The following is an 11,195-nucleotide window of genomic DNA, read 5'->3' as shown; positions in this document are numbered from 1 at the left end:
TCGTGGGCGCTGACGGGGGTCGGTGGTCGGTGCGGGTCACGGGCGAGGTCCGCCACTGGCTGCGTGAGCTGCGGCGGAACGATCCCGCGTCGTACGAGAGTGTTCGGGTCGCCGTGGACAAGTTGGCCGAGGTCGGCCCCGGTCTGGGTCGGCCCCTGGTGGACACGCTCCGCGGCAGCAGCATCAGCAACCTCAAGGAACTTCGCCCTCGATCAGGCCGCGACGTGGCGATCCGGGTGTTGTTCGCCTTCGACCCGTGGTCGCAGGCGGTGCTCCTGGTCGCGGGCAACAAGGCGGGCAACTGGAGTCGCTGGTATCAGCAGAACATCCCGATGGCGGAGGTTGCGTACAAAGCTTGGCTCGACAATGAGCGCGAGCGAAGGGGGGAGTCGTGACGGAGTTCTACGACTGGGACGAGGTCCGTGCCGAACTCGGCGGCGACGACGCGGCCTACGAGGCGGAGCGGGCCCGGACCGAGGCCTGGGTGAGCGCCTTCCACCTGGCCGAGGAGCGCAAGCGGCTGGGGCTCACCCAGCGACAGGTCGCCGAGCTCATGGGGGTCACGCCGGGCCGGGTCAGCCAGATCGAGAACGGCGACCTCGACGTGAACGAGGTGGCGACCCTGAGCCGCTACGCGAACGCCCTCGGCGCGAAGCTGCGCATCATCTTCGACTACGGGGACGATCTCCGTCAGATCGCCTGACCCTCAGCGTCGGGGGCAGCGCGGGACGAGGCGGAGCGGTTCGGTGGTCTCGGTGAGCGAGTTGGGCTCGACGACGAGGCGCGCGGTGGCCGTGGCGGGCCCGTAGCGGAAGGCGCCGCTGTCGGCCGGGATGGTCGCCGTCCACGTGCCCGCGGTCCGGTCGTCGGTGCACGCCCCGATCACTCCGAACCCGAAGCCGGTGACCGAGCCGCGGCGGACGCGCTGGCCGAGGTGGACCTCGATGTACGCGAGGCCCCGCTCGGCGCCGCAGTCGTACCGGCCGCCGATGGTGGCGGTGTGCGCGCGGACGTCGGCGGTGCCGAACCAGTTGACGGAGATCTTCGGGGCCGGTGCGGCGACGGCGGCGCCCGGCGCGAGGCCGAGAGTGGCGGCGGTGGCGAGCGTGGCGAGGCCACCGGCGAGCACGGGGTGTCTGACCGGGCGCATGCGCGGACTCCTGTCTGCGGTGGTGGGATGCTGCTCCGATGTGGACCGGCGTCAGCATCCCACCGGCGCGGCGCCAGCGAGCTGGAAGATCTCGGACAGTCAGGGGGCGAGGTGGGAGCGGATGAGGAAGCGGACGCCTTCGGGTGCCTCCAGGGAGAAGCCGCTGCCCCGGCCGGGCACCACGTCGACCGTGAGCCGGGTGTGTTTCCACAGGTTCCACTGGGCGGTGGACATCCAGAACTCGACCGGCTCGGGCACGCCCTCGACCGCCAGCGAGGCGAGCAGGACGTCCGAGCCGCCGGTGCGGAACTCGCCGGCCGGGTAGCACATCGGGGCGCTGCCGTCGCAGCAGCCGCCGGACTGGTGGAACATGAGCGGGCCGTGGGCCGCCCGCAGCGACCGGATCAGTCCGGCCGCCGCGGGCGTCAGCGTGACGGGGTCACCCATCAGAAGAAGCCCAGCTTCTGGGGGGAGTAGCTGACCAGCAGGTTCTTGGTCTGCTGGTAGTGCTCCAGCATCATCTTGTGGTTCTCCCGGCCGATGCCGGACTGCTTGTAGCCGCCGAACGCGGCGTGCGCCGGGTAGGCGTGGTAGCAGTTGGTCCAGACCCGGCCGGCCTGGATGGCCCGCCCGGCCCGGTACGCGGTGTTCATGTCCCGGGTCCACACGCCGGCCCCGAGTCCGTACAGGGTGTCGTTGGCGATCTTCACGGCGTCGTCGAGGTCGGCGAAGGAGGTCACCGAGACCACCGGACCGAAGATCTCCTCCTGGAAGATCCGCATCGAGTTGTCGCCCTCGAAGATCGTCGGCTCGACGTAGTAGCCGCCGGACAACTCGCCGCCGAGGTCCGCCCGGGCACCGCCGGTGAGGACGCGAGCGCCCTCCTGCCGGCCGATGTCCAGGTAGGACAGGATCTTCTCCAGCTGGTCGTTGGAGGCCTGCGCCCCGATCATCGTGTCGGTGTCCAGCGGGTGCCCCTGCTTGACCTGCTGTGTCCGGGCGACGGCGGCGGCCAGGAAGTCGGAGTAGTGGCCCTGCTGGATCAGCGCCCGGGACGGGCAGGTGCAGACCTCGCCCTGGTTGAGCGCGAACATGGTGAAGCCTTCGAGGGCTTTGTCCCGGAAGTCGTCAGAAGCGGCGCTGACGTCGTCGAAGAAGATGTTCGGGCTCTTGCCGCCCAGCTCCAGGGTGACGGGTTTGATGTTCTCGCTGGCGTACTGCATGATCAGCCGCCCGGTGGTGGTCTCGCCGGTGAACGCCACCTTCGCGACCCGGGGCGAGGAGGCGAGGGGCTTGCCCGCCTCGACGCCGAAGCCGTTGACCACGTTGACGACGCCCGGCGGGAGCAGGTCGGCGACGAGCGAGAGCAGGTAGTGGATCGAGGCCGGGGTCTGCTCGGCCGGCTTGAGCACCACGGCGTTGCCGGCGGCGAGCGCCGGGGCGAGCTTCCAGACCGCCATGAGGATCGGGAAGTTCCACGGGATGATCTGCCCGACCACGCCGAGCGGCTCGTGGAAGTGGTACGCCACGGTGTCGTCGTCGATCTCGCCGAGCGAGCCCTCCTGGGCCCGGATCGCCCCGGCGAAGTAGCGGAAGTGGTCGATGGCGAGGGGGATGTCGGCGGCCAGGGTCTCGCGTACCGGCTTGCCGTTCTCCCAGGTCTCGGCGATGGCGAGGGATTCCAGGTTGTCCTGCATCCGGTCGGCGATCTTGTTGAGGATCAGCGACCGTTCGGCGACCGAGGTGCGGCCCCAGGCGTCGGCGGCGCCGTGCGCGGCGTCGAGGGCCTTCTCCACGTCCTCGGCGGTGCCCCGGGCCACCTCGCAGAAGGTCTGCCCGGTCACCGGGGTGGGGTTCTCGAAGTACCGGCCGCCGTGCGGCTTCACGTACTCGCCGCCGATGAAGTGGTCGTAGCGGGACTGCCAGTGGGTGGGGGCGTCGTAGCGCGTCATGGGTACCTCCGCCGTCCGTCAGGGGTGGATGGCGGGGGACGTTAGTTTCCGCGACGTTGCAGCAACGTTGCGCGCGGCAGGTCGTACTCCTCGGCGAGCTGCCGGGCCCGGGCCAGGGCGAGCGGCCGGCGCGGCGCGCCCGGCGGCAACGCCCGTGCCAGGGCCTGCCAGGCGGTGAGGTCGTCGGCGCCCGCCGGCGTGGCGGTCCAGGCCGTGAGCAGCGCCGGGTCCGCGGCGGCCAGCACGGCCGCGCGGAGCTGGCCGTCGACCAGCCGGCGCAGTCGCGCCACTCCCGGCGCGTCCGACCCGGGCAGCAGGGGCCCGGGGTACGCGCGCAGCGCCCCCGCCGGATCGCCGTGCTCCAGCAGTTCGGTGACGGTACGGAAGTCCGCGCGGACGGTCGGCCGGAGCCGGTACGGGCGGGAGTCGAGCAGTTCCTCGCCGAGCGCCCGGCGCAGCCGGGACAGTTCGGCCCGCAGGGTGACCGGGTGCAGCCGGTCGTCGCCGTAGAGGTCGAGGCCGAGCTGTTCCCCGGTGCGTCCCTCGGGGTGGTCGAGGAGCAGCACCAGCAGCTCGCTGTGCCGGCGACCGAGCCGGATCCGGCGGCCGGCCACGCGCAGCTCCGCCTCGTCCCGGCCGAGGGCGGCGACGTGCAGCACGTCGGGTTCGGCGGGGGCGGCGCCGGCCAGGAACGCCTCGGCGGCCCGGGCGGTGGCCCGGACCAGGGCCAGGCTCTGCGGGGTGGCCAGGTGGTCCCCGCCGGTGATGTCGACGGCGCCGAGCAGCCGGCCGCTGGCCGGGTCGTGGATCGGGGCGGCGGCGCAGGTCCAGCGCTGCACCGGCCGGACGAAGTGCTCGGTGGCGAAGATCTGCACGCTGTGGTCGACGGCCAGGGCGGTGCCGGGCGCGTTGGTGCCGGCGTGGGCCTCGTCCCAGCGGGCGCCGGGCACGAAGTTCATCCGCTCGGCGTGCCGGAGGACCCCCGGGTGCCCCTCCACCCAGAGCAGTCGCCCGTCGGCGTCGCAGACCGCCATGAGGTGCGCGCCGTCCTGCGCGATGCCGCCGAGCAGGTCGCGGAAGAGGGGCAGCACGCGGGCCAGCGGGTGGGCGGCCCGGTAGCTCGCCAGCGCGCCGTCGGTGAGGTCGACCGGGGCGGTGGCCTCGGGGTCGAGCAGCGCCGACCGCTCCCACGACCGGCGAACCACGTCGCGGACCCGGCCGGTGGTGGTGCCGGCGGTGAGGAACGCTTCGTGCGCGGCGCCGACCTGCGCGATCCGCTCCGCCGGATCGGCGCCGAATTCCAGGGCGAGCCACGGGTCAGCCATCGGCGACCTCCTCGCGCCCATCGTGACCCAGCTCACCGCCGATCGCCAAGCCGCCAGCGAACTTGTCATTGACAAGTTCCACTGCCGTCCGCAAACTTGACACCGACAAGATGTGATCGGGGAGGTCGAGATGGAACTGGCGATGGTCCGGACGATGTGGCAGCTGATCGAGCCCGTGCACGCGCTGGTCTACTACGCGCCGGAGCTGACCGAGGAGGCCGCCGCGCTCGGCCTGCCCACCAACGAGCGCTGGCCCGGCTACTTCGCGCTGCGCAGCGCCCCCCTCGGCGCGGCGGGCCCGAACCTGGTCGCCGCCACCTACTACAGCTTCAACCCCCGGATGGTCGCCGAGTACGTGCCGGCCGTCTGGGCCACCGCCGACCCGGCCAAGGTGCTCGCCGCCCGGCTGTCCGGGGTGGACCGGGCGCTGCGCGCCCTGCTCGGCGACCGGGTCGAGTCGGCCGAGCTGGCCGAGGCCGCCGCCCTGGCGCGCCGCGCGGTGCGCGCCGCCGACCTGGCCGGCCGCCCGCTGGCTGCCGCCAACGCCGACCTGCCCTGGCCGGACGCGCCGCACCTGGCGCTCTGGCAGGCGGCCACGATCCTGCGCGAGCACCGCGGCGACGGGCACGTGGCGGCGCTGCGCACCGCCGGGCTGGACCCGACCGAGTCGCTGGTCTCGTTCGCGGCGGTCGGCGCCGCCCCGGTCGAGGTCTTCGCCAGCCGCCGGTGGACCGCCGAGGAATGGGCCGCCGCCCGGGACCGGCTCGCCGCCCGGGGCCTGGTCGACGGCGACGGGGTGGCCACCGAGGACGGCCGCCGGCTCCGCGACGAGGTGGAGCGGCGGACCGACGAGCTGGCCGCCGCGCCGTGGCGGGCGCTCGGGCCGGCGGTCGGCCGGTTCGCCCAGCTCGTCGCCCCGCTCACCCGGGCGGTGGTGGCCTCCGGCCTGCTCCCGGCGCAGAGCACCCTCGGGATCAGACGCCCGCAGTGATCCGGCTCACTCCTCAGCCGCCGCTGGCCCCTCCGTCCGGGACGAACGCCCCAGACGGCGCGACGGGGCGCTGCGGGTGCCCGCCGGCGTGGAGGATTGCTCCGGCGGCGCTTACGGAACCCTTAACTCCTGACTGGGACCGTAGGCGGGACGGACAGGGGAACACGGGGAGCGGGTAGCGGTGCGGGTGCTGGTGGCGGACGACGAGCGGTTGTTGGCGGACACGGTCGCCGAGGGGCTGCGTCGGTTCTCGATGGCGGTCGACGTCTGCTACGACGGCGACGGCGCGCTGGAGCGGATCGGGGTCAACCGGTACGACGTGGCCGTCCTGGACCGGGACATGCCCGGCGCCACCGGCGACGAGGTGTGCCGCAGCCTCGCCGGGTCCGACGCCGGCACCCGGGTGCTGCTGCTCACCGCCGCCGCCGGCATCCGGGACCGGGTGGCCGGCCTCGGGCTGGGCGCCGACGACTACCTGACCAAGCCGTTCGCCTTCGCCGAGCTGGTGGCCCGGGTGCAGGCGCTGGGCCGGCGGTCCGCCCCGGCGGTGCCGCCGGTGCTGGAGCGGCACGGGGTGGTGCTCGACGTGGCCCGGCACACGGTCACCCGGGACGGGCGGCCGCTCGGCCTGAGCCCCAAGGAGTTCGCCGTCCTGCACGTGCTCATGCGTGCCGGCGGCGGCGTGGTCAGCGCCGAGGAGCTGCTGGAACAGGCGTGGGACGAGTTTGCCGACCCGTTCACCAACGCCGTCCGGGTCACCGTGATGACGCTGCGCAAGAAGCTCGGCCAGCCGTCCGTCATCCACACCGTGCCGAAGGCCGGCTACCGGATCGGCGAGCCGGCGTGAGTCCCCGCCGCCGGGTCCTGCTGGTCGGGGTGCTCGCCCTGCTCGGCGGCTACTGGCTGCCCGGCCTCGGCAAGGAGGTGCTCGCCCAGGTGTGGTGGCGGGCTCAGGAGTTCTGCGACCTGCAGACGGTCGGCGTGGTGTGCGAGCCCGTCCGCCCGCTCATCCCGGTGCTGCCCGGGCTAATCGAGCTGCTGGTCCTGCTGGCCGGCGTGCTCGCGGTCTGGGGGGCCGCCCGCTGGTGCCTGCGCCCGGTGCGCGACCTCGCCGACCCGATCACCGACCTCGGGCCGCAGAACCTCGGTCACCGGATCCGTCGGGGCGGCCGCGACGAACTGGCCCGGCTCTCCCGCGCCATCGACGACATGATGGACCGGGTCACGGCGGGCTACGAGGGGCAGCGGCGGTTCGCCGCGAACGCCTCGCACGAGCTGCGTACGCCGCTGGCCGTGCAGCGGACGCTCATCGAGGTCGGCATGGCCCAGTCGCTCACCGCCGAGCAGCTCGACCTGCTCACGGCCCAGCTGCTGGCCACCAACGAGCGCAACGAGCGGCTCATCGAGGGCCTGCTCGCGCTCAGCGAGAGCGACCAGGGCCTGCGCTCCTCCACCCCGCAGCGCCTCGACGAGATCGTCACCGCCGTGCTGGCCGCGTACGCGGACCGGGCGGCCGAGGCCGGGGTGACCGTGGAGACCCGGCTGGCGCCCCGGGTCGTGCCGGGCGAGCGGGTGCTGCTGGAGCGCCTGGTCGGCAACCTGGTGGAGAACGGGATCAAGTACAACCAGCCGGGCGGCCGGCTCACCGTCACCGTCGGCGGGGATCCGGCGCTGACCGTCACCAACACCGGCCAGACCGTCCCGGGTGAGGCGGTCGCCGGTCTCTTCGAACCTTTCCGGCGCCTTGCCCGGGACCGGACCAACCAGGGCGGCGGGGCCGGACTCGGCCTGGCCATCGCCCGCTCGATCACCCAGGCGCACGACGGCATCATCGCCGCCCGCCCCGGCGAGGACGGCGGCCTGCGCGTCGACGTCCAGCTACCCGCCGTGCGCTGACCCACCCCTTCCTGACCCTCGGGAGCCGCCCTCGCGGCATCCCGCGATGCCCCCTGCCCGAGAACGACCGACGGCGTGCGACGCCGGGAGAGGAGACCGCCGTGCCGACCCGTACCGATCGGGCCGCGACGCCGGCCGGCCGGCTGTTCGTCCTGCCGCGCCGCGCCGGGACCGACCACGACCGAGAAGGAGAGACCATGTCCCGCAGTCAAGCCCCGGCCCTGCCGGACCGGGCCCGCGTCGAGGAGGCCGCCGGGTGGCTGTCCGGCCGGGTGGTGCGTACCCCCGTGCTGAACTGCCCGGCGATCGACCGGCTGGCCGGCGCCCGGATCCTGCTGAAGGCGGAGAACCTCCAGACCGGGGGCTCCTACAAGATGCGCGGCGCGATGCTGGCGGTGGGCCGGCTCGCCGCGGCCGGCCACACCGGGGTGGTCGCCCAGAGCACCGGCAACCACGCGGTGGCGGTGGCGCTGGCGGCCCGCCGGCACGGGCTGGCCGCGACCGTGGTGCTGCCGGTCGACGCCGCGCCGGTCAAGGTGGCCCGGGCCCGGGCGGCGGGGGCGCGGGTGGTCCTCGCCGGCACCACCGTCGAGGAGCGGCTGGCCGCCGCCCGGCAGTTCGCCGCCGCCGACGGCCACCCTCTGATCGACGCGTACGACCACCCGGACGTGGTGGCCGGGCAGGGCAGCGCCAGCCTGGAACTGATCGAGGAGGCGGAACGCGCCGGCACCCCGCTGGACGCGCTGGTGGTGCCGGTGGGCGGGGGCGGCGGCGTCGCGGGGGCCTGCCTGGCCGCCGCCGGCACCCCCATCGAGGTGTACGGGGTCGAGCCGGTCGGCTGCGACTCGCTGGCCCGCAGCCTCGCCGCCGGCCGGCCCACCCCGGTCGACCCGGCGCCCACCATCGCCGACGGGCTGCGCCCGGGCTGCGTCGGCGACCTGCCGTTCGCGGTGGCGCGCGACGTCGTCCGGGGCGTCGTCCGGGTCGACGACGACGCGATCGCCGAGGCGTTCCGGCTGCTCCTGCTGGAGCTGAAGGTCCTCGTCGAGCCGTCCGGAGCGGCCGGGCTGGCCGGCGCGCTGCGGCTGGTGACCGGATGGGACGGCCCCGACGGCGGGTTGTGGGGGGCGGCCCTGTCGGGCGAACCCGGCGGCACGCGGCTGGCGGTCCGGCCGGGCGACTCCGGCGGCGGAGTGCCCGGGCGGTACCGAACGGTCGGCGTGGTGCTGACCGGCGGCAATGTCGAGGCGGACCTGGTCGCGCGGTTGGCGACCGGATCCGTCGCCGACCTGACTCGGATGGAAGGGGTGGCGGCGTGAGCGCTGCGGTTCGGATCGGTGTCCTGTTCGGTGGCCCGTCGGCGGAGCACGAGGTCTCCTGCGCGTCGGCGCTCGGCGTGGCCCGGGCCCTGGCCGAGCGGGGTCACTCGGTGGTCGCGCTCGGGATCACCCGCGCCGGCGCGCTGCGCCTGGTGCCGGAACCGGTGCTGGCCGAACGCCGGGTGAGCGTGGCCGCCGGCCGGGCCATCGACGACCGGCTGCCGGTGACCGGGCCCGCGGTGGAGCTGCGCGCCGGGGCGCGCGCCGGAACGGTGGCGGTCACCGCCGCCGACACGCCCGGCACGGTGCACGCCGAGCTGGACGTGGTCTTCCCTGTGCTGCACGGCCCGTACGGGGAGGACGGCGTGGTGCAGGGGCTGCTCGAATCGCTCGGGGTGCCGTACGTCGGGTGCGGCATCCTCGCCTCCGCCGTCGGCATGGACAAGGTGGCGATGAAACGGGCGCTGCGGGCCGAGGGCGTGCCGACCACCCCGCACGTCTGGTTCGACGCGCCGACCTGGCGGGCCGCGGAGGACCCGGAGAAGCTGGTCGTCGGGCTGCGCCGGCCGCTGTTCGTCAAGCCGGCCCGGATGGGCTCCTCCATCGGGATCTCCCGGGTGGCGGACGGGGACGACCTGGCGGCGGCGGTCGAGGAGGCGTTCCGGCACGACCACGTGGTGCTGGTCGAGCAGGGGGTGACCGGCCGGGAACTGGAGTGCGGGGTGCTCGGCGGCTGGCGCCCGGAGGCGTCGGCGGTCGGCGAGGTCCGGGTCGCGGGCGGCTGGTTCGACTACCGGCAGAAGTACTTCGGCGACGCGGATCCCATGATCGTCCCCGCGCCGCTGCCCGACGAGGTGACCGAGCGGATCCGGGACCTGTCCGTCCGGGCGTTCACGGCGATCGGCGGCTGGGGCCTGGCCCGGGTCGACTTCCTCTACGACGAGACGACCGGCGAGGTGTTCGTCAACGAGCTGAACACCCTGCCCGGCTTCACGGCGCACTCGATGTACCCGAAGGTGTGGGCCGAGTCCGGCGTCGACTACCCCGAGGTGGTGGACCGGCTGGTCGCGCTCGCCTTCGCCCGGCACGCGGCCCGGCCGGCGGGCGTACGCCCCGGGGGTGCGCCATGATCCTGCTCTCCGATCCCCGGGTCGCGGCGGTGTCCAGCCGGGACGACGGCGATCCGCTGGTCGACCTGCGGGAGGTGCCGGAGCTGCGGCTGGACACGCGGGCCGCCGACCCCGCCGGGGCGTACGCCCGGGTGCGGCGCGGGGTCGCGGAGCGGCTGCTGGCCGCGCAGCGCGCGCTGCCGGCCGGCCTGCGCCTCCTGATCGTCGAGGGGTACCGGCCGTACCGGGCGCAGCTCGACATCTTCACCGGTTACCGGGACGAGCTGCGCCGGCGCTACCCGGACTGGTCGGCGGAGCGGCTGCACCGGGAGACCACCAAGTTCGTCTCGCCGGTCGAGGTGGCCCCGCACAGCACCGGCGGAGCGGTCGACCTCACCCTGTGTGACGCCGACGGGTTCGAGTTGCCGATGGGCACCGCGCTCGACGCCACCCCGGAGGAGAGCGCCGACGCCTGCTTCACGGCGGCCCGGCACATCCCCGTGAGCGCGTGGCGGAACCGGCAGGTCCTGGTGGCCGCGCTGAGCGGGGCGGGGCTGGTGAACTACCCGACCGAGTGGTGGCACTGGTCCTACGGCGACCGGTACTGGGCGCTGCTCACCGGAGCGCCGCACACCCGTTACGGTCCGTTGTGATCTGCCGTACCGGCTGAACGGTCCGGCGCTCCCGTCCGTACCAGGCGTCGAACGAGATCACCGGACGACGGGAGAGACAACGTGAGGGTGCAGCGCAAGCACGTGCTGGCGGCGACCGTGGCACTGGCCGCCTCGGTGGTCGTCGCGGTGGGTACGGGGATGGGCTTCGCGGAGACCGCCCCGGCCGGGCAGTCGGCCTGTGCGGGGTCGGTGACCTTCTCGGCCGAGGGCGGTGCGCCGGCCGCCACCAGCGGGCAGTTCCCGGTGGGCACCCGGCTGCGGGTGACCAACCTGGACAACGGCAAGGTGGCGACCGTGACGGTCACCGGGCCGTCCGGGAGTTGCGTGCTGCTCAACGCGGCGGCCATGGACCTGGTCCGCGAGCCGGGCAAGAACGTGATCCGCCGCAACCTGGTCGAACGCCTCGACGGCGGCGCCCCGGCCACCGGCGCGGCCCGGCCGGGTGGCGGCGCCCCGGCCGGCGAGGCCCGGCCCGGCAACGCCCAGCCCGGCGGCGCGCCCGCCGCCAGCGTCTGCACCGGGGCGATCACCTTCTCGGCCGAGGGCGGCGCGCCGGCCGCCACCAGCGGGCAGTTCCCGGTGGGCACCCGGCTGCGGGTGACCAACCTGGACAACGGCAAGGTGGCGACCGTGACGGTCACCGGGCCGTCCGGGAGTTGCGTGCTGCTCAACGCGGCGGCCATGGACCTGATCCGGGAGCCGGGCAAGAACCTCGTCCGCCGCAACGTGGTGGAGCGGCTGCGCTGATCCGGCACGGCAGGGTGGGTGACGCGCACCCA

At 74.5% G+C, this 11,195-nt stretch carries 13 protein-coding genes; 9 read left to right on the top strand and 4 right to left on the bottom strand.

All coding sequences use genetic code 11. The features are described from left to right. The first annotated feature begins 2 nt into the window (after positions 1 to 2). On the top strand, positions 3 to 395 hold the full coding sequence (locus IEY96_RS00410; protein ID WP_229791328.1) for a type II toxin-antitoxin system RelE/ParE family toxin: 393 nt from the start codon (positions 3 to 5) through the stop codon (positions 393 to 395). After that, positions 392 to 703, top strand: a complete 312-nt coding sequence (locus tag IEY96_RS00405) for a helix-turn-helix domain-containing protein (RefSeq protein WP_189192803.1) — start codon at positions 392 to 394, stop codon at positions 701 to 703. Before IEY96_RS00410 ends, IEY96_RS00405 begins: the two co-directional genes overlap by 4 nt. A gap of 3 nt (positions 704 to 706) precedes the next feature. Here IEY96_RS00405 and IEY96_RS00400 read toward each other — a convergent pair whose 3' ends face one another. The 4 genes from IEY96_RS00400 to IEY96_RS00385 all read right to left on the bottom strand — a co-directional run bounded on the left by IEY96_RS00400 (position 707) and on the right by IEY96_RS00385 (position 4,427). Further along, complete coding sequence (locus IEY96_RS00400; RefSeq protein ID WP_189192802.1) at positions 707 to 1,150, bottom strand: hypothetical protein; 444 nt, start codon at positions 1,148 to 1,150, stop codon at positions 707 to 709. A gap of 99 nt (positions 1,151 to 1,249) precedes the next feature. Then, a complete protein-coding gene (locus tag IEY96_RS00395) occupies positions 1,250 to 1,597 on the bottom strand; it encodes a DUF779 domain-containing protein (protein ID WP_189192801.1) in 348 nt (115 codons plus the stop codon). Beyond that, complete coding sequence (gene adh, locus IEY96_RS00390) at positions 1,597 to 3,102, bottom strand: aldehyde dehydrogenase (RefSeq protein ID WP_189192800.1); 1,506 nt, start codon at positions 3,100 to 3,102, stop codon at positions 1,597 to 1,599. The genes IEY96_RS00395 and adh overlap by 1 nt, the downstream gene beginning before the upstream one ends. Before the next feature lie 41 nt (positions 3,103 to 3,143). Beyond that, on the bottom strand, positions 3,144 to 4,427 hold the full coding sequence (locus IEY96_RS00385; RefSeq protein ID WP_189192799.1) for a GAF domain-containing protein: 1,284 nt from the start codon (positions 4,425 to 4,427) through the stop codon (positions 3,144 to 3,146). Between the two features lie 130 nt (positions 4,428 to 4,557). Between IEY96_RS00385 and IEY96_RS00380 the strand changes: the two genes are divergently transcribed. The 7 genes from IEY96_RS00380 to IEY96_RS00350 all read left to right on the top strand — a co-directional run bounded on the left by IEY96_RS00380 (position 4,558) and on the right by IEY96_RS00350 (position 11,163). Then, positions 4,558 to 5,418, top strand: coding sequence for an SCO6745 family protein (locus IEY96_RS00380; protein WP_189192798.1), 861 nt, complete (start codon positions 4,558 to 4,560; stop codon positions 5,416 to 5,418). 181 nt (positions 5,419 to 5,599) lie between these two features. After that, a complete protein-coding gene (locus IEY96_RS00375; protein WP_091260083.1) occupies positions 5,600 to 6,265 on the top strand; it encodes a response regulator transcription factor in 666 nt (221 codons plus the stop codon). Then, positions 6,262 to 7,314 carry a sensor histidine kinase gene (locus tag IEY96_RS00370; RefSeq protein ID WP_189192797.1) on the top strand — a complete coding sequence of 351 codons (1,053 nt, stop codon included), beginning with the start codon at positions 6,262 to 6,264 and terminating at the stop codon, positions 7,312 to 7,314. Before IEY96_RS00375 ends, IEY96_RS00370 begins: the two co-directional genes overlap by 4 nt. A 101-nt stretch (positions 7,315 to 7,415) precedes the next feature. Next, positions 7,416 to 8,633 (top strand): pyridoxal-phosphate dependent enzyme, encoded by a 1,218-nt coding sequence (locus IEY96_RS00365; protein ID WP_229791327.1) that lies wholly within the window; start codon positions 7,416 to 7,418, stop codon positions 8,631 to 8,633. Then, a complete protein-coding gene (locus IEY96_RS00360; RefSeq protein WP_189192796.1) occupies positions 8,630 to 9,763 on the top strand; it encodes a D-alanine--D-alanine ligase family protein in 1,134 nt (377 codons plus the stop codon). The genes IEY96_RS00365 and IEY96_RS00360 overlap by 4 nt, the downstream gene beginning before the upstream one ends. Continuing rightward, entirely contained in the window at positions 9,760 to 10,395 is a 636-nt protein-coding gene (locus IEY96_RS00355) for a M15 family metallopeptidase (RefSeq protein ID WP_189192795.1), read from the top strand. Before IEY96_RS00360 ends, IEY96_RS00355 begins: the two co-directional genes overlap by 4 nt. Before the next feature lie 81 nt (positions 10,396 to 10,476). Next, a complete protein-coding gene (locus IEY96_RS00350) occupies positions 10,477 to 11,163 on the top strand; it encodes an RlpA-like double-psi beta-barrel domain-containing protein (protein WP_189192794.1) in 687 nt (228 codons plus the stop codon). Positions 11,164 to 11,195: the final 32 nt, after the last annotated feature.

Origin of the sequence: Micromonospora fulviviridis (assembly GCF_014648395.1) — a bacterium.
In the GTDB taxonomy this organism is placed as follows: Bacteria; Actinomycetota; Actinomycetes; order Mycobacteriales; family Micromonosporaceae; genus Micromonospora; species Micromonospora fulviviridis.
Note: the sequence above shows the minus strand (reverse complement) of the source record. Positions and strands in the feature narration are given on the sequence as shown.